Source organism: Aeromonas sp. CD (genome assembly GCF_033349375.1).
GTDB classification, from domain to species: domain Bacteria; phylum Pseudomonadota; class Gammaproteobacteria; order Enterobacterales; family Aeromonadaceae; genus Aeromonas; species Aeromonas hydrophila.
On the sequence record NZ_CP137631.1, the window covers coordinates 1,306,988 to 1,327,769 of the forward strand.

At 64.8% G+C, this 20,782-nt stretch carries 18 protein-coding genes; 13 read left to right on the plus strand and 5 right to left on the minus strand.

The features are described 5' to 3' along the window. Positions 1–59 precede the first annotated feature (59 nt). From R2E40_RS06090 to slyA, 3 genes are read right to left on the minus strand one after another with little or no spacing between them, the layout of a single operon-like run. Positions 60–1,088, minus strand: a complete 1,029-nt coding sequence (locus tag R2E40_RS06090) for a DUF2955 domain-containing protein (RefSeq protein WP_011705154.1) — start codon at positions 1,086–1,088, stop codon at positions 60–62. A gap of 10 nt (positions 1,089–1,098) precedes the next feature. Further along, positions 1,099–2,154: an HlyD family secretion protein gene (locus R2E40_RS06095; RefSeq protein ID WP_016349913.1), complete on the minus strand. Its 1,056-nt coding sequence runs from the start codon at positions 2,152–2,154 to the stop codon at positions 1,099–1,101. Between the two features lies 1 nt (position 2,155). Then, complete coding sequence (gene slyA, locus R2E40_RS06100) at positions 2,156–2,629, minus strand: transcriptional regulator SlyA (protein ID WP_010634735.1); 474 nt, start codon at positions 2,627–2,629, stop codon at positions 2,156–2,158. A 319-nt stretch (positions 2,630–2,948) separates the two neighbouring features. Between slyA and R2E40_RS06105 the strand changes: the two genes are divergently transcribed. The 5 genes from R2E40_RS06105 (at position 2,949) to R2E40_RS06125 (ending at position 8,837) form a co-directional block, all read left to right on the plus strand. Next, positions 2,949–3,140, plus strand: a complete 192-nt coding sequence (locus R2E40_RS06105; RefSeq protein WP_269383956.1) for a hypothetical protein — start codon at positions 2,949–2,951, stop codon at positions 3,138–3,140. 545 nt (positions 3,141–3,685) lie between these two features. After that, the gene (locus R2E40_RS06110; RefSeq protein WP_318165005.1) at positions 3,686–4,993 is read left to right on the plus strand and encodes a 2-hydroxycarboxylate transporter family protein; all 1,308 of its coding nucleotides are present in this window, start codon (positions 3,686–3,688) and stop codon (positions 4,991–4,993) included. An 11-nt stretch (positions 4,994–5,004) separates the two neighbouring features. Beyond that, a complete protein-coding gene (locus R2E40_RS06115; protein ID WP_318165006.1) occupies positions 5,005–6,555 on the plus strand; it encodes an NAD-dependent malic enzyme in 1,551 nt (516 codons plus the stop codon). A 17-nt stretch (positions 6,556–6,572) separates the two neighbouring features. Next, positions 6,573–8,141, plus strand: coding sequence for a sensor histidine kinase (locus tag R2E40_RS06120; RefSeq protein ID WP_106552016.1), 1,569 nt, complete (start codon positions 6,573–6,575; stop codon positions 8,139–8,141). 3 nt (positions 8,142–8,144) lie between these two features. Continuing rightward, positions 8,145–8,837 carry a response regulator gene (locus R2E40_RS06125; RefSeq protein WP_011705161.1) on the plus strand — a complete coding sequence of 231 codons (693 nt, stop codon included), beginning with the start codon at positions 8,145–8,147 and terminating at the stop codon, positions 8,835–8,837. A gap of 97 nt (positions 8,838–8,934) precedes the next feature. On the opposite strand, the gene R2E40_RS06130 is transcribed toward R2E40_RS06125, so the two are convergent. After that, positions 8,935–9,834 (minus strand): DMT family transporter, encoded by a 900-nt coding sequence (locus tag R2E40_RS06130; protein ID WP_276845077.1) that lies wholly within the window; start codon positions 9,832–9,834, stop codon positions 8,935–8,937. Between the two features lie 103 nt (positions 9,835–9,937). Here R2E40_RS06130 and R2E40_RS06135 point away from each other — a divergent pair, with 103 nt between their 5' ends. Beyond that, on the plus strand, positions 9,938–10,744 hold the full coding sequence (locus R2E40_RS06135; protein ID WP_318165007.1) for a helix-turn-helix transcriptional regulator: 807 nt from the start codon (positions 9,938–9,940) through the stop codon (positions 10,742–10,744). Between the two features lie 62 nt (positions 10,745–10,806). Here R2E40_RS06135 and R2E40_RS06140 read toward each other — a convergent pair whose 3' ends face one another. After that, the gene (locus R2E40_RS06140; protein WP_318165008.1) at positions 10,807–12,324 is read right to left on the minus strand and encodes an aldehyde dehydrogenase family protein; all 1,518 of its coding nucleotides are present in this window, start codon (positions 12,322–12,324) and stop codon (positions 10,807–10,809) included. 292 nt (positions 12,325–12,616) lie between these two features. On the opposite strand from R2E40_RS06140, the gene R2E40_RS06145 reads away from it, so the two are divergent. The 7 genes from R2E40_RS06145 to R2E40_RS06175 all read left to right on the plus strand — a co-directional run bounded on the left by R2E40_RS06145 (position 12,617) and on the right by R2E40_RS06175 (position 20,715). After that, positions 12,617–14,293: a sigma-54-dependent Fis family transcriptional regulator gene (locus R2E40_RS06145; protein ID WP_318165009.1), complete on the plus strand. Its 1,677-nt coding sequence runs from the start codon at positions 12,617–12,619 to the stop codon at positions 14,291–14,293. Positions 14,294–14,379: 86 nt separating this feature from the next. Then, entirely contained in the window at positions 14,380–15,555 is a 1,176-nt protein-coding gene (locus R2E40_RS06150; RefSeq protein WP_318165010.1) for an acyl-CoA dehydrogenase, read from the plus strand. Beyond that, positions 15,555–16,709 (plus strand): CoA transferase, encoded by a 1,155-nt coding sequence (locus R2E40_RS06155; protein ID WP_318165011.1) that lies wholly within the window; start codon positions 15,555–15,557, stop codon positions 16,707–16,709. The genes R2E40_RS06150 and R2E40_RS06155 overlap by 1 nt, the downstream gene beginning before the upstream one ends. A 148-nt stretch (positions 16,710–16,857) precedes the next feature. Continuing rightward, positions 16,858–17,268, plus strand: a complete 411-nt coding sequence (locus tag R2E40_RS06160) for a VOC family protein (protein ID WP_042065394.1) — start codon at positions 16,858–16,860, stop codon at positions 17,266–17,268. Between the two features lie 102 nt (positions 17,269–17,370). Then, positions 17,371–18,060, plus strand: a complete 690-nt coding sequence (gene phoB, locus R2E40_RS06165) for a phosphate regulon transcriptional regulator PhoB (RefSeq protein ID WP_005298527.1) — start codon at positions 17,371–17,373, stop codon at positions 18,058–18,060. Between the two features lie 8 nt (positions 18,061–18,068). Continuing rightward, a complete protein-coding gene (gene phoR, locus R2E40_RS06170; RefSeq protein WP_011705169.1) occupies positions 18,069–19,364 on the plus strand; it encodes a phosphate regulon sensor histidine kinase PhoR in 1,296 nt (431 codons plus the stop codon). Positions 19,365–19,740: 376 nt separating this feature from the next. Next, on the plus strand, positions 19,741–20,715 hold the full coding sequence (locus R2E40_RS06175) for a PstS family phosphate ABC transporter substrate-binding protein (protein WP_011705170.1): 975 nt from the start codon (positions 19,741–19,743) through the stop codon (positions 20,713–20,715). Positions 20,716–20,782: the final 67 nt, after the last annotated feature.

Consider the following 20,782-nt stretch of genomic DNA (forward strand, 5'->3'; position numbering starts at 1 on the left):
ACGCCCCGGTAGGCATAGCGGGGCGAAAGGCAGCACATCCTTGAGCTAACAACAGGGGGTCAATAACCGAACCGAGTGGCCTCGAAGCGGTTAAGCAGTCGGTGGATGAGGTAACAGGCCAGTAGGGTGGCGACGATGGCAAACAAGATGCTGCTGACCCGGTAGAGGGCGCTGAACACCAGATCGTTGCCCGGTGTCAGGTATTGGCCGAACAGGATGCCGAGGGTGGTGAGGGCACCGAAGCCGACCCCGGAACCGCTCGCCTCCTTCACGTGGGCATGGCTGAACAGCATGGCGCCGAGCCAGAGCATGGGGGCGACCAGCAACAGCAGCCCCGACCAGTCGTAGAGCACCAGTTGGCTGACCAGGCCGAAGCTCACCCCGAGCAGGGTGCCCATGGCCCGTTTGCGGGCATAGCTCAGGGCGCCATCCCAATGCATGGGGAAGAGCACCAGCAGGGTCGTGGCCTGGGCCGACATGGAGTCCCGCAGATCGAAGATCTGGAACACCATGAAGGAGAGGGTGGCGATACTGGCGCCAAGCAGCGCCTCGTGCCGCATCCGGTGCGGTGCCTTGGGAGAGGGGGCCGGTTTGGGGCGCTCCTCCACGTCCGGGATCAGCGCCGTCATCAGGTAGGCGATGAGCACCGACAGCACGCTGGCCCACAGGTTGCTGAAGATGAGGTCGTTGAGATCGGTCTGCGGGTAGCTGGCAAAGTGCAGCATGATGCTGAGACTCAACACCCCGTTGGCACCGAACAGGAACAGGCTGCCCCGCGACATGGCGGCGAAGCGGTAGAGAAACAGCAGGAAGGCGATGGGAACCATCAGACCGGGATGGCCGCCAAACAGCCCCCCCAGCAGCCCCACTTCCAGCCCGCAGACCACGGCGGCGGCGATCAGCTGGCGGGCGGCATGGCCGTTCATCACCGGCACCATGCCCAGCAGCAGCACCGGCGTGACGGTATAGAAGACGCCGTAGTTCCAGCCGAACAGCTTGCAGAGCAGAAAGCCGGTGGTGCTGCCAAAGGCGATGCGCAGGCATTGGCGTAGTTCGTTGGCGGTAAGGGGCCTGTGCCATAGCGTCATTGCCGTCACCTCAGTAGATGTAGTGCAGCAGGCTGAGCAGGCGGATCTGGGCGCGGGCCAGCAGTCCGGTCAGGGCGTTGTCGGGCAGCAACTGCACGGTGGCACGGGCGCCGGCCGGCAGATGGGCGGGCAGCTGTTCCAGCGCCAGGTGCAGACGCAGACGCTGGGCGTCGCGCACCCAGCGATCTGACTCGGTGGGGCTGGCCAGGAGGCCGTTGGCATCGAACTGGCCGGCGCTGACCCCGGCATCCAGGCTGGTGACCCGGGCGGGGTAGAGGCGACCCGGCTCGCCATCGAAGGCGACCAGTGCCTGGCTGTCCTGATTGACGTGGCGCAGGCTCTTCTCGCGAAAATCGGCGATCACGTCCACCTGCTCGGAGACCAGCGCCAGCAGCGGTGCGCCCGCCGCGGCAAAGCTGCCCGGTTTGAGCTGCAGGTTGGTAATGATGCCGTCCTGGCTGGCGTGCACCCGGCTGTAGGCGAGGTTGAGCTCGGCCTGGGCGAGGCGGTTGCGGGCCTGGCGCAGCAGCAGGTTGTCGTCGCCGGGCAGACCGCGGTTGACCCTGGCCTGGGTCATGCGGGCCTTGCTGGCCAGCAGGTTGGCCTGGGCGGTGCGAAACGCGCTGTCGGCATCATCCTTCTGCTGCTCGGAGACCATGTGGCGGCGATAGAGGGCGTCGATGCGCTCCGCTTCCCGCAGCTTGAGGGCGGCCTGGGTCTGCAGCGAACTGAAGTCGGCGCTGGCGGCATTGAGGGTGGCATCGAGCTGGCGATTCTGCTGCTCGGCCTGGGCCAGGGCGAGGCGGGCCTGCTCCACCGCCAGCTCAAAGGGGGCGGGATCGAGCACGAACAGCAGGTCGCCCTGCTTGACGTGCTGGTTGTTGCCGACGGCCACCTCGACCACCTTGCCGCTGACCTGGGGCGCCATCTTGGTCACGACGCGGGTCGCCATGGCCTGCGGGGTGAGCGGCATCTTGAGGTCGGCCAGCAGGAAGTAGGCAAAGACCAGTACGAAGGCGCCCATGGCCCATTTTATCCAGCGCTTGAATTGTTGATCCGGGGTCATTTCACTCTCTCTCTTCACTCTGTGCACCTATCTTGCCGAGGGCATTGGCACAGATGCGGTGCACGATATCTTCAAACTGTTCCAGCTCCCGCTGGCTGATGCCGGCGAGCAGCTCCCGGCGTATCTCCATGATGCGATCTTCAATCTGGTCGAGCAGCGCCTTGCCGGCCGGGGTCAGGGTGACGATGCGGGCCCGCTTGTCCTGACTGCAGCAGTGGCGCTCCACCAGCCCCTGCTCTTCCAGCTGGCCCAGGGTGCGCATCAGGGAGGGCAGTTCGATCTCCAGCGCTTCGGCCAGGGTCTTCTGACTGAGATGGCCACCGAGCCGGCTCAGCTTCCACAGCGCCGTCCAGCGGGGATGGGTGAGGCCGAGGGGGGCCAGTTCGAGATCGGCCACGGTGCGCCACAGCCGATGCAGTCGGCCGACCCGTTCGGCGAGGGACAGCTCGCGCAGCATTTCCAGATCCTTCATCATGAGGCTCTCCATTTACTTAGCTTGCTAAGCATTGTAGTTGTTTAGCAGGCTAAGTAAATAGTGTGATCATGATCTTGTTTATGAAAATTGGAGGTAGGTTTCTTGTGGAGCTTGTCTGCTGGGTCTGAGCACCCCGCCGGCAGCCACCCGTGTCTGCCACGAGCCTATTTGGGTGAACCATTCCCGCCATGGGCCGGCGAAATAACCAAATCATCTCACCAATCCGTGCTGAAAATAGCCTTGGAATAGCCATGGCCGAGAATGTTGGCAGCAGAAAAATATTATCTGAATTCGGCAGACTGTTTTTTATCCACTAATATTGATGGGTCAGCTAAACAGGGAGACGATAGCTGTGGAACGATATGAATCGGGTGACCACCATTTCTCCATCGAGAGCCTGTTGGTGGAGGTGGAATATGTTGCCGATGGCCATTATGGGCTCAGCCTGGAAAGTACCGAAACCTGTCATGAATTTGACCCTGCCAATATTCCACTGTTATTAGCCGAATAGTTTTTCGGTTGGTGTCATGAGGCCGTCATCATCATCTGACGGTCTGTTGCAGGGCCCGCTTGTATCGGCTCAAACGCTCCCCAGAGGTAGGTACGGCCTGCCATGGGCAGATCCTCTTTGCGGGTCTCGGCGTGATCGCACGCCCACAATCTTCCAGTTGTCTCTTCCGGTCTGCGGCGGTTTATCTGATTGGGATTTACCGATCTTGAGATCGCCACTCAATCCTTGCTTGTGATCTGTCGAAATAGCATGGAGCGGGGAAAGCATGGTTTCCCATTATTGAGAAGCATGCCGCCCATTATTTAATCGTTATTTGATAATGGCCCCATCAAGAACCTGTTGGCATTGATGGATGAGTGTCCGACGATTTGATTGGCACGGCAAAATAGTGCGTCTTAATAATGCCAACGATAGGCCTGGCGGCATCCTCTGCCAGCCATAACGTTTAAGAATTTAATGTTTTTATATGCCTTTGCAGACAGGCTAACCGACAGGGGCGAGAGAGATGGCTAGAGTGGCGCCACACCACACGCTGGAGCATAACAATGAAAAACCTCTCTACCCCACAGACCCGGATCGCGCTGTTTGGCGACCGACAGATTGCCGGCATGCCCATGATGATCTTCCTCGGGCTTGCCACCTGCGTACTCTTCTCGGGCTGGAACGGCTCTTTACCACTCGGCATGGTCGGTGCGCTGGCATTGATGTTCGTGCTCGGCACCCTGCTGACCGAGCTGGGCGAGCGCATCATCCCCATCCGTGAATACCTGGGTGGCGGCACCATACTCGCCATCTTCGGCGGCGCCGCCCTGTTTGAATACCGGATCCTGCCCGTCGAGGCGGGCCAGGTGATCATCGGCTTCATGAAGGAGGGGGGCTTTCTCAACTTCTTCATCGCCAGCCTGGTGACCGGCTCGGTGTTCGGCATGAGCGGCGCCCTGCTGAAAAACGCCGCCATGCGCTACCTGCCGGTGATCCTGGGGGGCGTCGCGCTGGCGCTGCTCAGCGTCGGTCTGGTGGGCGCCCTGATGGGATATGGCTTCAAGAATGCAGTGCTGCTGATCGGCCTGCCCATCATGGGCGGCGGCATGGGGGCCGGCGCTGTGCCGCTGGTGGAGATCCTCTCCGGGCCGCTGCAGATGTCGAGTGCCGATCTGCTGTCGCGCATGGTGCCGGCGGTGGTGATCGCCAACACCCTGGCCATCCTGGTGGGGACCTTGCTGGCCCGCCTCGGTCGCCGCTACCCCTCCCTGACCGGCAACGGCAAGCTGATGATAAAAGAGAGTGCCGTTGGCGTGGCCGAAGAGAAGGTGCAGGCACCGACGCTGGAGAGCCTCGGCCTCGGGCTCTTCATCAGCTCCAGCATGTTCGTGCTGGGCTCATTGCTCGGCAACTTCATCCCCATGCACCCTTTCGCCCTGATGATCCTGGCGGTGGCCGTCATCAAGGTGAGCGGCCTGCTGCCCCGTCGCTACGAGCAGGCGGCGGCCGACTGGTACCAGTTCGTGGTCAGCAACCTGACTCCCTCCCTGCTGGTGGGGATCGGTGTCGCCTACACCAGCATTCCCGAGCTCATCAGCGCCTTCTCCGTCAGCTACTTCGTGCTGGTGCTGGTGACCGTGGTCGGCGGTGCCCTGGGGGCGGCGCTGGTGGGGCGGATGATCGGCTTCTACCCCATCGAGGCAGCCATCACTGGCGGTCTGTGCATGGCCAACATGGGGGGCACCGGCGACGTGGCCGTGCTCTCGGCGGCCCAGCGCATGACGCTGATGCCGTTTGCCCAGATCTCTTCCCGTCTCGGGGGGGCCGTCATGTTGATCCTGGCCACCCTGCTCATTTCGCTGCTGGCATAAGGAACAGACCAATGAACGACATCATGATGGGTACCAGCCTGCCCTATGCCGAACGCAAGCGACAGGGACTGATGGGGCGCATGCCCCACAAGGAGGAGTCGCTGGCCCAGCAGCGGCGCCGCATCTACCGGCTGGTTTCGGCTATGCAGAGCCCGTTTGATCAGCACCTGCTGCTGCGCCAGCTGCAGGAGGACAACCCGGTACTGTTCTACGAGCTGGTGCGCCACCACCTGCCGGAGCTGTTGCCCATTATCTATACCCCGGTGGTGGGGGAGGCGTGCCAGCGCCACAGCGACCTTTATCTGCGCAGCCACGGCCTCTACCTCTCCTGGCACGACCGGGACGAGCTGGACGACATCTTCGCGGTGGTGGAGCAGGAGGTGGATGTCATCGTCATCTCCGATGGCGAGCGGGTGCTGGGGCTCGGCGATCTCGGCATCGGTGGCATGGGGATCTGCATCGGCAAGCTGGCGCTCTACTCCGCCGCCGGCGGCATCAACCCGGCGCGCACCCTGCCGCTGTGCGTGGACGTGGGCACCAACAACCTCGAGCTGCTGGAGGATGACTCCTACCTCGGCTGGCAGGCGCCGCGGGTGGATGGCGAGCCTTACTACCAGTTCATGGACAAGGTAGTAGCCGCCATTCGCAAACGCTGGCCCCAGGTGGTGCTGCAGTTTGAAGACTTTGCCGGCAAGCATGCCGCCAATCTGCTGGCCCGCTATCGCGACGAGCTCTGCATGTTCAACGACGACATCCAGGGCACGGCGGCGGTGGCGTCGGCCTGCGTGCTGGCCGGCCTGCAGCAGGCGGGCAGTACACTGGCCGAGACCCCGGTGCTGATCGTCGGGGCCGGCTCGGCCGGCTGCGGTATCGCCGCCATGCTGGCCCAGCTGGCGGGCAGCACGGAGCGGGTGCAGCTGTTTGATCAGGATGGCCTGGTCTGCCAGGGCCGCGCCGGGCTCACCCCGGCCCAGCAGCCGTTCGCCCGTCCGGCGGCGGAGGCATGCAACTCCTTGGCCGCGCTCATCGAGCGGCTGCGCCCCGGGGTGCTGATCGGGGTGAGCGGTCAGGGCGGCCTGTTTGACGAGGCGGTGCTGACGGCCATGGGGGAGGTGTGCGAACGGCCGGTGATCCTGCCGCTCTCCAACCCCACCCGCAGCGCCGAGGCAACCCCGGCCCAGGTGTGGCAGGCGACCGGCGGGCGCGCCCTGCTCGCCACCGGCAGCCCCTTCCCGCCGGTGGCGGTGGACGGCGTGCCGCGAGTTGTCTCCCAGTGCAACAACGTCTATGTGTTCCCGGGCATCGGCCTCGGAGCCTGCGCGGTCAAGGCGCGGCGCATCAGCGACGGCATGCTGCGGGCGGCGGTGCAGGCGGTGGGCGCCTATCCGCTGGCCGAAGGGCGGCTGCTGCCCCCCATTGAGCAGGTGGGGGAGGTGGCCCGCGCCGTGGCGAGGGCGGTGGCACTGTGTGCCCGTGCCGAGGGGCTGGCGGATTTTGCCGGTGATCCCGCACCTTTGATTGACCAGACCTGGTGGCGCCCGCACTATTGGTCCGCGTCCTGATGTTGCAAGGCTAATCGATGAAACTGCGTCACCAACTGGTCACCCTCTCTCTGGGCCTGTCACTGCTCCTGATCGTCATCCTGGGCAGCCTGCTGGCGCTCTTTATCCGCCACCTGCTGGAAGTGAACCTGGAGGAGAAGGGGGGGGATCTGGCGCGGGTACTGGCGGCGGACAGCCGAGTGGTACAGGCGCTGGAGTGGGGCAGCGATCCGGGTCTGCGCGACTATGTGCAGGGGATCTGCAGCCGCACCGACGCCGCCTACATGGTGGTGACCGACGAGCACGCCCGCCGGCTGAGCCACCCCTCCCCGGAGCTGGTGGGCGGCCTGTTTCGCGGCGAGGATATCTGGCCCTCCCTCAACGAGCGCAGCAGTTACTGCTCCAAGGACGTGGGCACCCTGGGACCGGCCATTCGCTGCTTCGCCCCGGTGATCGGGGCGGACGGGCGCGCCATCGGCGCCGTGGTGGTGGGCTATCTGATGCAGACGGTGGAGGGCATCTATCTGGATCGGATCGCCCTGCTCATCAGCGCCATCGGCGCCGTGCTGGGCTGCGGCCTGCTGCTGGCGCTCTGGATCCAGCATCGGCTGCGGCGCACCCTGCTGGATCTGGAGCCGGAGACCATCGTCAACCGCTTCGTGCTGCAGGAGCTGGTGCTGGAGCACATCTCGGAGGGGGTGATCGCCCTCGACAGTCACGGCCACATCCGCATGCTCAACAGCGCCGCCTTTTACCAGCTGCGCCTGCCCGGCACCGGCCGCCACTCCCTGCTCGGCCAGCCACTGGCTGAGCTGTCGCCGCCACTCGCCCCTGCCCTGACCCAGCTCGAGACCGAGCTCGGTTTCACCGTGCACGGCGAGTCGTTCATCGGGCGCTGGCAGGCGGTGGAGGGCAAGATCCCCGGTCGGCTGCTGATCTTCAGCCGCCCCGAGGTGACCGGCAGCCTCGGCATGCAGGTGACTCACCTGCGCCAGTATGCCGAGATGCTGCGGATGCAGACCCACGAGTTCGCCAACAAGCTCAGCAGCCTCTCCGGCCTGCTGCAGCTGGGCCACGTGGAGCAGGCGGTGGAGCTGATCCAGCAGGAGAGCGAGGCGTGCCAGACCATGCTGCACGATCTGCTGCGGGCCATCGAGGACAAGCCGGTGGCCGGGCTCATCCTCGGCAAGTTCAGCCGGGCCCGCGAGCTCGGGGTGGAGCTGGTGCTGGATCCCGATTCGGCGCTGGGCGAGTACCCGGCGGCGGTGTCGGCGGATCTCATCACCCTCATCGGCAACCTGCTGGACAACGGCATCCGCGCCGCCTGGGCCCGGCGCAAGCAGTGTCCGCCACGGGTGCTCATCTCCCTCAATGATTTCGGGCGCCGGCTGGTGATCGAGGTGGAGGACAGCGGCGAGGGGGTGGACGAGGCGCTGGCGGATCATCTGTTTGATTACGGCATCAGTCGCCAGACCGGTGATCACGGTGTCGGCCTGTTCCTGGTCAAGGAGACGGTGGCCAGGCGAGGGGGTGTGATAGAATGGCGCCGCACCGCCGAACAGACGACGCTGTTCGGTATCTACTTGAATAAAAACCAATTGGTGTGATCTATGGAGCCCATTTTCACTCTGGTGATCGAGGATGACGAACGGATAGGATCCATTCTGGCCGAGCTGGTCTCCTCCACCCCCGGATTTTCCCTGCTGGGTCGGGCCGAGAGCCTGACCCAGGCCGATCTCATGATGCGCGCGGCCCAGCCGCAACTGCTGCTGGTGGACATCTCGCTGCCTGACGGCTCAGGCCTGGAGTGGGTGAACCGGCTGCGCAGCCACAACCGCGAAGCCTACGTCATCATGGTGACCGCCTCCTGCGACGTGGAGACCATCCAGCAGGCCCTCAATCAGGGGGTACAGGATTACATCATCAAACCGCTGCGGCTGTTTCGCATCCAGCAGAGCCTGGACGAGATCCTCACCCTGCACCGGCGCATCTGCGAGCGCGGCTCCCTCGAGCAGAGCGACCTGGACCGCTTGATGGGCAAGGTGAGGCCCCAGGGGCGCGAGGTGCGCGACACCCCCAAGGGGATAGACGCCATTACCTTGCGCCAGGTGCTGGAGCTGCTGGCGGGCGAGCCGGACAGCGCCTTCTCCACCGATACGGTGGCGCTGCGCTTGTCACTCAGCCGCACCACGGCGCGCCGCTATCTGGAGTATCTGGAGTCGGAGGACCGGGTGGACGTGGATCTCAACTACGGTCAGCGCGGCCGGCCCGAGCGCCGCTACCACTGGCGGCGGGGCAGTTGAGCCGTTTGCCGCATGCGGATGCATACCAACAAAAGAGGGAGCCTGAGCTCCCTTTTTTGTGTCTATCGTTGGCGCGAAAGCCGGTGTGGCAGGCTGCTCAGGCCTCTTCCAGCAGGGCTGGGCGGGCCTTCGGTTTGAACTGGGAGAGCATGACCCCTGCCAGGATGAGACCGCCCCCCAGCAGGTGATAGCCGTGAATGGGCTCCCCCAGGCTGATGACGGCGATCAGCGCCGTGCACAGCGGCATCAGATTCATGAACACCGAGGTGCGCTCCGCCCCCATGCAGGCGAGGCCGCGCATCCAGCAGTAGGCGGCGAAGAGGGAGGAGGCGATGCCGGCAAACAGCACCAGACCCCAGCCTTCGGCCGGCACCGCCAGCGACTCGGCGCTGAGGGCCACCGGGATCAGCAGCAAGACTGCCAGCAGGATCTGCAGGTAGAGGTTGAGCCAGGGGCCGAACGGCAGCTGCCAGCGGCGGATCAACAGGCCATAGAGGGCGTAGCTGGCGGAGCCGAGCAGCATCAGGCCGTCGCCCTGATTGATGCCGTCGTGCAGCAGCGCCAGCGGCTGACCCAGGCTCAGCAGCCAGAACACCCCGAACAGGGAGATACTCATGCCGAGCAGCGCCTGTTTGCCCGGCCGCTGGCCGAAGAAGAGGGCGCTCTGCAGCAGGGTCAGCAGCGGGATAAGGGAGCCGATGACCCCCATGTTGGTGGCCGAGGTGGTGTGGGCGGCGTAGTAGGCGAGGCACTGGTAGAGCACCATGCCAAGGGCCGCCAGCACCAGCAGCTTGCCGAGCCAGGGGCGGATCTCGCCACGGCGGCGCCACAGCTGCGGCAGGCAGAAGGGGGTCAGTGCCAGCGCGGCGATCACCCAGCGGTAGAAGGAGATGGCCGCGGGATCCAGCACATCGGCGGCGGCCTTGGACACCACGGTATTGGTGGCCCAGATCAGCACGGCGAGCAGCGGAAACATCAGCGGGTAGAAGATACGCATCAAAGACTCCTTATTATCGAGGTAGCCAGTCTACCCTTGTCTTTCTGATATCAAGTAACGTAAAACTGACAAATCATCCCGCGCAAAGGACAATTAGCCCGCCATGGCCATACGTCACTACCATCCGACGGACCTGCATCTGCCAGAGCCCAATCCGCTCTATCTACGCTACCAGCAGATCCAGGCCGAGAGCGCATGTGCGCCCCACAGCCACCCCTGGGGCCAGCTCAGCCTCATCAGTCTGGGGGTGATGGAGATAGTGCTTGACGATCACCGGCTGGTGGCGCCGGCTGACTACCTCATCTGGGTGCCGGCGGATCTGGAACACGCCTCCTACAACCAGCAGGCCCTCGACTACACCTCCATCTACGTCAATCACGCCCTGGCGGCGCGGTTGCCGGCCGAGCCCAGGCTGCTGCAGATGACCCCGTTGATCCGCGCCATCCTGGCGGATTTTTGCGATCGCAAGCTGGGCCATATGGAGGATGAGTGGGACGTGCGCCAGGCCGAGCTGCTGGTGGAGAAGCTGACCCGCACCCGCTGCCAGGACAGCTACCTGCCCATGAGCCAGGACAAGCTGCTGGCTCCCATGCTGGCGGCGCTCTACAGCGATCCCGCCGACCCGCGTACCCTGGCCCAATGGGCCGAGCAGTTGCACACCACCGAGCGCACCCTGGCCAGGCGCTGCGTGCGGGAACTGGGGATGAACTTCGGCCAGTGGCGGGCCCGGCTCAAGCTGCTCAAGGCGTTGGCCTGGCTCAAGGGGGAGCTGCCGGTGCAGGAGATTGGCTGGCGGCTCGGTTACGGCTCCACCTCGGCCTTCATCGCCATGTTCAACCGCGAGCTGGGTTGCTCGCCCCAGCGCTATCGCCAGCAGCTGGGCATCGGCGCCGGGCAGGCGGCGCTCTAGCAAGGAGCGCTCTGGCAATGAAAAGGGCGCCCGCAGGCGCCCTTGTTGATCATGGGAGGGGCTTAGAAGAAGCCGAGGGGATTGATGTCGTGGCTCACCAACAGGTTCTTGGTGTTCTGGTAGTGGTCCAGCATCATCTTGTGGGTCTCGCGGCCGATCCCTGACTTCTTGTAGCCGCCAAAGGCCGCGTGCGCCGGGTAGGCGTGGTAGCAGTTGACCCAGACCCGACCGGCCTGGATGCCACGCCCCATGCGCCAGGCCAGGTTGCTGTCGCGGGTCCACAGGCCCGCCCCCAGCCCGTACTGGGTGTCGTTGGCAATCGCCAGCGCCTCCGCTTCGTCCTTGAAGGTGGTGACCCCGAGCGCCGGCCCGAAAATCTCCTCCTGGAACACCCGCATCTTGTTCTGACCCGAGAAGATGGTGGGCTGGATGTAGAAGCCCCCCTCCAGCCCGCTCACCCTGGCCGGGCCGCCGCCGATCAGCATCTTGGCCCCTTCGCCACGACCGATCTCCATGTAGCTCAGGATCTTGTCGAACTGCTCGCGCGACGCCTGGGCACCGACCTGGGTGGCGGTATCGAGGGGGTTGCCCTGGACGATGGTGCGGGCGCGGGCCAGCACCTTGTCCATGAAGTCGTCATAGATGCTGGCCTGCACCAGGGCGCGGGAGGGGCAGGTACACACCTCGCCCTGGTTGAAAAAGGTCATCAACATCCCTTCCACCGCTTTGTCGATGTAGCTGCTCTCGTGCTGCATCACGTCGGCGAAGTAGATGTTGGGGGACTTGCCGCCCAGCTCCACGGTGGAGGGGATCAGCTTGTCGGCGGCGCAGCGCAGGATATGGGCGCCCACCTCGGTGGATCCGGTAAACGCCAGCTTCTGGATCCGGTTGCTGGTGGCGAGCGCCTGGCCCGCCTCGGCGCCGAAGCCGTTGACCACGTTGACCACCCCGGCAGGCAGGATGTCCTTGATGAGATCCATCATCAGCATGATGGTGATCGGGGTCTGTTCGGCGGGCTTGAGCACGCTGCAGCAGCCGGCCGCCAGCACCGGGGCCAGCTTCCAGGCCGCCATCAGCAGCGGGAAGTTCCACGGAATGATCTGGCCGACCACCCCGATGGGCTCCTTGAAGTGGTAGCTGACGGTGTTCTGATCCAGCTCGGCGGCCGAACCCTCCTGGGCGCGGATGCAGCCGGCGAAGTAACGGAAGTGATCCACCACCAGCGGCAGGTCGGCGGCCAGGGTCTCGCGCACCGCCTTGCCGTTCTCCCAGGTCTCGGCGATGGCGAGCACCTCGATGTTCTGTTCGATGCGATCGGCGATGCGCAGCAGCAGGTTGCTGCGCTCGGTGACGCTGGTCTTGCTCCAGCTGGCGAACGCCTTGTGGGCGGCGTCCAGCGCCAGCTCGATGTCGGCGGCGTCGGAGCGGGCCACTTCGCAGAACACCTTGCCGTCCACCGGCGAGATGTTTTCAAAGTAGCGGCCGGCGCGCGGCGCCACCCACTCACCACCGATGAAGTTGTCGTAACGGGACTTGAAGCTGACCAGGGCACCTGCCTGACCGGGAGCGGTATAAATCATCTCATCATCCTTTATGTGTGTGGTCCTGACCGGGCTGGCGGGCAACCCGGTTGCAGCTGTGTATCGCAAGGGACGTGCCAGAGGGTCTGACCAGCACAGTAAAAGTTACAAAAACGTTATCAAACGGGGTGCGGCAGCGTATCTTGGTTAACCAATGACCAGGGTGAAGGTGAGGAAACTGTGCCAATTCTGGACAGTGACCGTGACAGTCGTGCCGTTTGTGAACAGGCGTGATGAGCGTGTTATCCACATTGGCCGGCCCCATGCGTGCCGTTTGTGAACAGGAGGCATGATGAGCGAATTATCTCAATCCAGTGCCAGCCCGATCGAGCGCTCCTGGCAGCGCTGCCTGCATCAGGGGCTGAGCCGCCGGCAGAGCGCCGAGCTGGACTTGCTGCCCCAGGGGGAGCTGTCGGCCCGTCAGGAGCAGCACAGGGTGCTGATCGCCAGCTTCCAGCGCTTCGTGTTGCCGCTGTTTGGCCAGTTGCTGGCAGGGCGCCCCTGTCGGTTGCTGCTGTGCGACGGCGAGGGCGCCATCCTGGCCGCCAGCGGTGACGACGGCTTCGCCCGCCACGCCGAGCGCATTTTTTTGCGCAGCGGCGCCCGCTGGGGGGAGGCGAGCAAGGGCACCAACGCCATCGGCACCGCGCTGGCCGAACAGAGCGAGGTGCAGGTGCTCGGCAATCAGCACTTCTTCGCCCAGCACAGCTTTCTCAGCTGCAGCGCCTGCCCGTTGCTTGGGCCAGACGGGCAAGTGCTCGGGGTGCTCGACATCTCCACCGACGCGGCTCATCACGATGGCGACATGCTGGGTACGGTGCGGCTGTTGGCCATGACCCTGGAAAACGCGCTGCTGGCGCGTCAGCCGGGCTGGCTGGTGGATCTCGAGCCCCAGAGTCTCTGGTCCGCCCGTCTGCTGCTGGGGGAGGAGGGCGAGCTGCTCGGGGCCAACCGGGCCGGTCGGCTCTGGCTTGGCCAGCACCCCTTCGACGGCAAGCAGCTGCTGCGGGATCGGCGTGGCTTGCGATTGGTGCCGGAGGCCAGCCCCGTGGCGACCCTGCCTGGCCTGCCGGCCGATGCCGGCGGCTCGCACGGCCAGCAGGTGCCGCTCAAGATGCTGGAGCGCGGCATCTCGCTGCTCATCGAGGGGGAGACCGGCAGCGGCAAGGAGCACCTGGTGCGCGAACTGCACGGGCAGTCGAGCCGGCGGGCGCAACCGCTGGTGTGCGTCAACTGCGGCGCCCTGCCGGCGGAGTTGGTGGAGGCCGAGCTGTTTGGCTACGTCGGCGGGGCCTTCAGCGGTGCCCGCAGCCAGGGCAGCCAGGGGTATCTGCGCGCCGCCCACGGCGGCATCCTGATGCTGGACGAGATCGGCGAGCTGCCGCTGCTGGCCCAGACCCGCTTGCTGCGGGTGCTGCAGGAGCGTGCCGTCACTCCGGTTGGCAGCCACAGACCCGAGGCGGTGGATTTCTGGCTGGTCAGCGCCAGCCATCGGGATCTGGCGGCCATGGTGGCGGCCGGCACCTTTCGCGAAGATCTTTACTACCGCATCTGCGGCTGGCGGCAACTGCTGGCGCCGCTGCGCGACTGGCCGCCCCGCGAGCGGCAGGCGCTGGTCCGGCGGCTGCTGGCCGAGATGGATCCTGCCCTGCGCCTGACCGATGAGGCCGAGCGCCAACTGCTGGCCCACCCGCTGCCCGGCAACGTGCGCCAGCTCAAGCAGGCGCTGGAAGTAGCCTGCGTATTGGCGGAGGGGCAGGGCTGGATTGAGCCCGCCCACCTGCATCTGCCGACCGTGGCCGTGGCGCCGGCCGCCACCACGGTGGTGGCAGGCAGCACATTGCGCCAACAGAACCGGCAACGGGTGCAGCAGACCCTGACAGAGTGCGATGGCAACGTGAGCGAGGCGGCGCGCCGGCTCGGCATCAGCCGCACCACCCTCTATCGGGCGCTGCGGGAGGCAGGCTGAGGTGTTTGTTACCCGAGCTTTTTCGTGGTTAAGGTGGGTCCACAAGAGACCCTTTGATGATTCTTTTGCATGGCATGGAGTGCTTTATGACGCGTACCAGATTTGATTGGCAAGATCCCTTCTTTCTCGATGGCCAGCTCGGCGAAGAGGAGCGGCTCATCCGCGACGCCGCCCGCGATTACTGCCAGGCACGGCTGATGCCCCGTGTGCTGGAGGCGAACCGCCGCGAGCAGTTTGACCGCACCATCATGAACGAGCTGGGGGAGCTGGGGCTGCTCGGCGCCACCCTGCCGGAGCAGTACGGCTGCGCCGGGGTCAATCACGTGGCCTACGGCCTCATCGCCCGGGAGGTGGAGCGGGTCGACAGCGGCTACCGCTCGGCCATGAGCGTGCAGTCGTCCCTGGTGATGCACCCGATCCACGCCTATGGCGACGAGGCCCAGCGCCAGCGCTGGCTGCCGGGGCTGGCCCGGGGTGAATTGGTGGGCTGCTTCGGCCTCACCGAGCCGGATGCGGGTTCCGACCCTGGCTCCATGAAGAGCCGCGCCGAACGGGTCGACGGTGGCTACCTGCTCACCGGCAACAAGATGTGGATCACCAACTCCCCCATCGCCGATCTGTTCGTGGTGTGGGCCAAGCTGGATGGCGAGATCACCGGCTTCGTGCTGGAGAAGGGGATGGCCGGGCTCTCTGCACCCAAGATCGAGGGCAAGTTCTCCCTGCGCGCCTCCATCACCGGCGAGATAGTGATGGAGCGGGTCTTCGTGCCGGAAGCGAACCGGCTGGCGGGGGTGAGCGGCCTCAAGGGGCCGTTTGGCTGCCTCAACAAGGCGCGCTACGGCATCGCCTGGGGGGCGCTTGGCGCCGCCGAGTTCTGTTGGCATGCCGCCCGCCAGTACGGGCTGGATCGCCAGCAGTTCGGCCGCCCGCTGGCCGCCACCCAGCTGTTTCAGCTCAAGCTGGCCAACATGCAGACCGAGATTGCCCTCGGCCTGCAGGGCTGCCTGCAGGCCGGGCGCCTGATGGACGAGGGGCACTGCCCGGTGGAGCTGGTGTCGCTCATCAAGCGCAACAGCTGTGGCAAGGCGCTGGAGATAGCCCGCGTCGCCCGCGACATGCACGGCGGCAACGGCATCAGCGACGAGTTTCACGTCATTCGCCATGTGATGAACCTGGAGGCGGTCAACACCTACGAGGGGACCCACGACATCCACGCCCTGATCCTGGGGCGGGCCCAGACCGACCTGCAGGCGTTTGAGTGATGGGGCCCCTTGCCGGCGTGCGCGTGCTGGATCTCAGCCGCGTGCTGGCCGGCCCCTGGGCCAGCCAGCTGCTTGCCGATCTCGGCGCCGACGTGGTCAAGGTGGAGGCCCCCGGGCGCGGTGACGACACCCGCCACTGGGGCCCGCCCGAGCTGGTGGCGGGGGAGGCGGCCTACTTTCATGCCGCCAACCGGGGCAAGCGCTCCATCGCCCTCGACCTGGCCCGCGATCGCGAGACCCTGCTGGCCCTGGTGGACCGGGCCGACGTGGTGATCGAGAACTTCAAGGTGGGGGGGCTGGCGCGCTACGGCCTGGATTACCCGAGCCTCAAGGCCCGCCGCCCGGCGCTCATCTACTGCTCCATCACCGGTTTTGGCCAGGACGGCCCCTGGGCCCAGCGACCCGGTTACGATCTGCTGATCCAGGGGCTGGGCGGCTTGATGAGCATCACCGGCCAGCCGGACGAGGCCCCCGGCGGCGGGCCGGTCAAGGTGGGGGTGGCGCTCGTCGACATCCTCACCGGCCTCTACGCCACCATAGGTATCCAGGCGGCCCTGCGCCACCGGGAGCGGACCGGAGAGGGGCAGCAGATCGATCTGGCCCTGCTCGACGTGTCGGTGGCGGTGCTGGCCAACCAGGCGATGAACTATCTCGCCACCGGTCAGGCGCCCGGGCGTCTTGGCAACGGCCACCCCAATATCGTCCCCTACGACGTCTATCCCACCCGGGATGGCCATCTGATCCTCGCGGTGGGCAACGACGGCCAGTTTGCCGCGCTGGCGGCCCTGCTGGGGGAACCCGGCTGGGCGACGGACCCGGATTTTGCCAGCAACAGCGCCCGGGTGCGCCAGCGCCACCGGCTCAATGCCCTGATTGCCGAGCGGCTGCTGGCGCGCAGCAGCGCCGAGTGGAGTGCCATGCTGGAGGCGGCCGGGGTGCCGGGCGGCCCCATCCTTACCCTGGATGCCCTGTTCGCCCTCGAGCAGGGGGCGGTGCGCGGCTGGGTGCAGCAGGTGCAGCGCGGCGAGCAGCCCTTGCCCACCCTGGCCAATCCGCTGCATCTGTCGGCCACCCCGGTGCGCTACGGGCGCGCCTCGCCGGCGCTGGACGGGGACCGGGATAGCGTGCTGCGCGACTGGCTCGGGCAGGGCTGAACCGGTTGCTTTAGGCGGGGAAGCTGCGCCTGTCCGGCGGGATGCTCCCGCCTTCTACCCTCTGTTCTCTCATCTGCCCCGGTGCTGGAGCCCGGGGCCGTCCCCCGTTATGATGCGCCCCATCTATTCATCTGTTGAGGAACTTCCCATGGCACAACACATTGGCGCCCTGGCCCTGCTGGTGGCCGATTACGACCAGGCCATCACCTTCTTTACCCAGGGACTGGGGTTCGAGCTGCTGGAAGACACGCCCCTTGACGAGCCGGGCAAACCGGGCAAGCGCTGGGTACGGGTTGCCCCCAAGGGGGCCCCGGGTTCCGCCCTGTTGCTGGCGCGGGCCGCTACCCCGGAGCAGCGGGCCGCCATCGGTCAGCAGGGGGGCGGCCGGGTGTTCCTGTTCCTTGAGACTGACGACTTCTGGGGTGATTACCAGCGCATGCAGGCGTACGGTGTCCACTTTTGTGAACAGCCGCGTATCGAGGCTTACGGCACAGTAGTGGTGTTCGAGGACATCAGTGGCAACCGCTGGGATCTGCTGCAACTCGCTGCTGCCAACTGAATCTGAAAACGTTTATCATCCCGCCTGTCATAAAGTCATAAAAGTGTCACAGAAAGTTCTAATAATTGGCGCACCCATCTTCACAGAGGAGAGAGAAGGGATATGGCTAAGCGAATTCTGGTGGTCGAGGACGAAGCACCGATCCGCGAAATGCTCTGCTTCGTGCTCGAGCAGAAGGGATATGAAACAGTAGAAGCTGAAGATTTTGCCGACGGATTGGCGAAGGTGCGCGAACCCTACCCCGAACTCATCGTGCTGGACTGGATGATGCCGGGCGGCAGCGGCATCCAGTTCATCAAGCAGCTCAAGCAGGATGAGGTGACCCGCCAGATCCCGGTGGTGATGCTGACCGCGCGCGGCGAGGAAGAGGACAAGGTGCGCGGGCTGGAGGCGGGGGCTGATGACTACATCACCAAGCCGTTCTCGCCCAAGGAGCTCACCGCCCGCCTGCATGCGGTGATGCGCCGCGTCTCTCCCACCTCGGTGGACGAGGTGATCGAGGTGCAGGGGCTCAAGCTGGACCCCGTTTCCCACCGGGTCAGCGCCGAGGAGAAGGCGCTCGACATGGGGCCGACCGAATTCAAGCTGCTGCACTTCTTCATGACCCACCCGGAGCGGGTCTACAGTCGCGAGCAGCTGCTCAACAATGTCTGGGGTACCAATGTGTACGTCGAGGACAGAACCGTGGATGTGCACATCCGTCGCCTGCGCAAGGCCATTGAAGAGACGGGACACGATCGCTTGATCCAGACGGTGCGCGGCGCAGGCTATCGCTTCTCAACCCGTCTGTAGAGGAAGTTATGTTGCAACCTTATGCCTGGCGGCGCCAGTTGTGGCGAATGGCGTTCTTCTATGCGCCCTTCGCCTTGGTCGGCTGGTTGACGAATACCCTCGCCCTCTGCCTGCTGGCGGCCACCGTGCTGCACCTGGGTTGGCACTATCGCTTCCAGAAGCGGCTGTCGGACTGGCTGTGGCACGATCGCAGCCTGGTGCCCCCCAACGGCAGCGGCAGCTGGGAGTACATCTTCAACGGCATCTACAAGTTGCAGCAGCGCCACCGGGCCCGCCGCCGCGAGCTGGCGGGGCTGATCCGCCGCTTTCGGGAAGGGGCGGAGGCACTGCCCGACGCGGCCGTGGTGTTTCGCACCGACGGCAGCATCCTCTGGTGCAACCGGCTGGCCGAGCAGCTGCTCGGTTTTCGCTGGCCGGAAGACGCCGGTCAGCACATCGGCAACCTCATTCGCAATCCCGCCTTCGGCGCCTACCTCGGCAAGGGGCAGTATGACGAACCGTTCGAGATGACCTCGCCCATCAACGAGGAGAAGTTTCTCGAGTTTCGCATCATGCCCTACGCCGAGGATCAGGCCATGCTGGTGGTGCGGGACGTGACCCGGCTGCGCAGCCTGGAGAAGACCCGCAAGCACTTCGTCTCCAACGTCTCCCACGAGCTGCGCACGCCGCTCACCGTGCTCAAGGGCTATCTGGAGATGACCGAGGAGCCGCCGCCGCCCGCCATGTGGGCCAAGGCGCATAAGGTGATGATGGAGCAGACCATCCGCATGGACAATCTGGTCAATCAGCTGCTTACCCTGTCGCGCATCGAGGCGGCGCCGACCGTGGATCTCTCCCATCTGGTGGACATGCCCGCCATGCTGGGGCTGCTGGAGCAGGAGGCGCGGGCGCTCTCCGGCGAGCGGGCCCACCAGATCGAGTTCATGGTGCAGCCCAATCTGTTGGTGCGCGGTGATCAGGATCAGCTGCGCAGCGCCGTCTCCAACCTGGTCTATAACGCCATCCACTACACCCCGGCGGGGCGCAAGATCACGGTGGAGTGGCGCAAGCAGGGGGCGATGGCACTGTTTGCGGTGCAGGACGAGGGGGAGGGGATCCCGCCCGAGCACCTGGCGCGGCTCACCGAGCGGTTCTATCGGGTCGACAAGGCCCGCTCCCGCCACACCGGCGGTTCGGGGCTCGGGCTTGCCATCGTCAAGCATGCCCTGAGTCACCACGACTGCCAGCTCGACATCGAGAGCCGGGTCGGCCTCGGCAGCCGCTTCAGCTTTCTCATCCCCGGCCGCATGGTGGTGGTGAAATAGTCTTTTCCGGCAAGGGGTTGGCATCAAATGAGGGCTGCGATGGCGGCCCTTTTTTCATTTGTTAAACAAGCCCGCCATGTCATTAAAGTGTCACATTAAATCCATAAATTTGTCACTGCCAGGTCAGATACTGGCGCCGTCTTGAGAACGGACCTGTCGCCGGTTTGGCGCAGGGAGAGTACGAAACGCGACCGGCCGATCGCAGTGCTTGGGATGTGACCACTTTCGGCCTCAGATTGACGCTTGCCTTCTGCCACCGCAGGACTGGGGGAAGAGGGCAGGAAATGACACTCAGCGCATCGTCCGGCGTGACCGGCGGTGAGCCAAGTTAACCCGTGTTTTGATGGACTGCGTTCTGCAACCTTGGAGAGATTGGATGAAACTCAACAAACTGGCTGGTGTAATCGGATTCACCGCAGCTACCCTGTTTTCCGTCAGCACCCTGGCTGCCGGTGTGGATAAAAACCTGCCGGATTACACTCCGACCAGCGGCATCTCGGGCAACCTGTCCTCTGTCGGCTCGGATACCCTGGCCAACATGATGACCCTGTGGGCCGAAGAATTTAAGCGCATGTACCCCAACGTCAACGTGCAGATCCAGGCCGCCGGTTCCTCCACCGCGCCGACCGCACTGACCGAAGGCGTTGCCCAGTTCGGCCCCATGAGCCGCGCCATGAAATCCGGCGAGGAAGAGGCCTTCGAGAAGCGCTACGGTTACAAGCCGACCGCCATCCGCGTCGCGGTCGATGCCCTGGCGGTGTTCGTCAACAAGGACAACCCCATCAAGGGGCTGACCATGCCGCAACTGGATGCCATCTTCTCCAGCACCCTCAAGTGCGGTGAAGCCAAGGCGGCCACCAAGTGGGCTGATCTGGGTCTGGACGGCAACTGGTCCTCCAAGGATCTGCAACTGTTCGGTCGCAACTCGGTGTCCGGTACCTACGGTTACTTCAAGGAACACGCCCTGTGCAACGGTGACTTCAAGAGCGGCGTGAATGAGCAGCCGGGTTCTGCCTCCGTGGTGCAGTCCGTCTCCTCTTCCCTGAACGGCATCGGCTACTCCGGCATCGGTTACGTCACCTCCGGCGTGCGCGCCGTACCGCTCTCCAAGGATGGCAAGACCTTCATCGAGGCGACCTCTGACAACGCCATCACCGGCAAGTATCCGCTGTCGCGCTTCCTGTACGTTTACGTGAACAAGCACCCGAACAAGCCGCTCTCTCCGATGGAGCAAGAGTTCCTGAAGATGGTGCTCTCCAAGGCGGGCCAGAACATCGTCGCCAAAGATGGCTACGTACCGGTACCGGCCAAGGTGGTCGAAGCCGACCTGAAGAAACTGGGCATCATGTAAGCCGGTTTCCTTTGCCAGACGGGCCCTGCGGGGCCCGTTTTGTTTTTTGGTCGCCGTCCGATTGCGG

Excerpts from the sequence above, each read along its gene's own strand:
- R2E40_RS06160 (WP_042065394.1), top strand. The coding sequence starts at position 16,858 with ATGGCACAACACATTGGCGCCCTGGCCCTGCTGGTGGCCGATTACGAC.
- R2E40_RS06090 (WP_011705154.1), bottom strand. The coding sequence starts at position 1,088 with ATGACGCTATGGCACAGGCCCCTTACCGCCAACGAACTACGCCAATGC.
- R2E40_RS06115 (WP_318165006.1), top strand. The coding sequence starts at position 5,005 with ATGAACGACATCATGATGGGTACCAGCCTGCCCTATGCCGAACGCAAG.
- phoB (WP_005298527.1), top strand. The coding sequence starts at position 17,371 with ATGGCTAAGCGAATTCTGGTGGTCGAGGACGAAGCACCGATCCGCGAA.
- R2E40_RS06175 (WP_011705170.1), top strand. The coding sequence starts at position 19,741 with ATGAAACTCAACAAACTGGCTGGTGTAATCGGATTCACCGCAGCTACC.
- slyA (WP_010634735.1), bottom strand. The coding sequence starts at position 2,629 with ATGATGAAGGATCTGGAAATGCTGCGCGAGCTGTCCCTCGCCGAACGG.
- R2E40_RS06145 (WP_318165009.1), top strand. The coding sequence starts at position 12,617 with ATGAGCGAATTATCTCAATCCAGTGCCAGCCCGATCGAGCGCTCCTGG.
- R2E40_RS06095 (WP_016349913.1), bottom strand. The coding sequence starts at position 2,154 with ATGACCCCGGATCAACAATTCAAGCGCTGGATAAAATGGGCCATGGGC.
- R2E40_RS06130 (WP_276845077.1), bottom strand. The coding sequence starts at position 9,834 with ATGCGTATCTTCTACCCGCTGATGTTTCCGCTGCTCGCCGTGCTGATC.
- R2E40_RS06140 (WP_318165008.1), bottom strand. The coding sequence starts at position 12,324 with ATGATTTATACCGCTCCCGGTCAGGCAGGTGCCCTGGTCAGCTTCAAG.
- R2E40_RS06110 (WP_318165005.1), top strand. The coding sequence starts at position 3,686 with ATGAAAAACCTCTCTACCCCACAGACCCGGATCGCGCTGTTTGGCGAC.
- R2E40_RS06135 (WP_318165007.1), top strand. The coding sequence starts at position 9,938 with ATGGCCATACGTCACTACCATCCGACGGACCTGCATCTGCCAGAGCCC.
- R2E40_RS06120 (WP_106552016.1), top strand. The coding sequence starts at position 6,573 with ATGAAACTGCGTCACCAACTGGTCACCCTCTCTCTGGGCCTGTCACTG.
- R2E40_RS06150 (WP_318165010.1), top strand. The coding sequence starts at position 14,380 with ATGACGCGTACCAGATTTGATTGGCAAGATCCCTTCTTTCTCGATGGC.
- phoR (WP_011705169.1), top strand. The coding sequence starts at position 18,069 with ATGTTGCAACCTTATGCCTGGCGGCGCCAGTTGTGGCGAATGGCGTTC.
- R2E40_RS06125 (WP_011705161.1), top strand. The coding sequence starts at position 8,145 with ATGGAGCCCATTTTCACTCTGGTGATCGAGGATGACGAACGGATAGGA.
- R2E40_RS06155 (WP_318165011.1), top strand. The coding sequence starts at position 15,555 with ATGGGGCCCCTTGCCGGCGTGCGCGTGCTGGATCTCAGCCGCGTGCTG.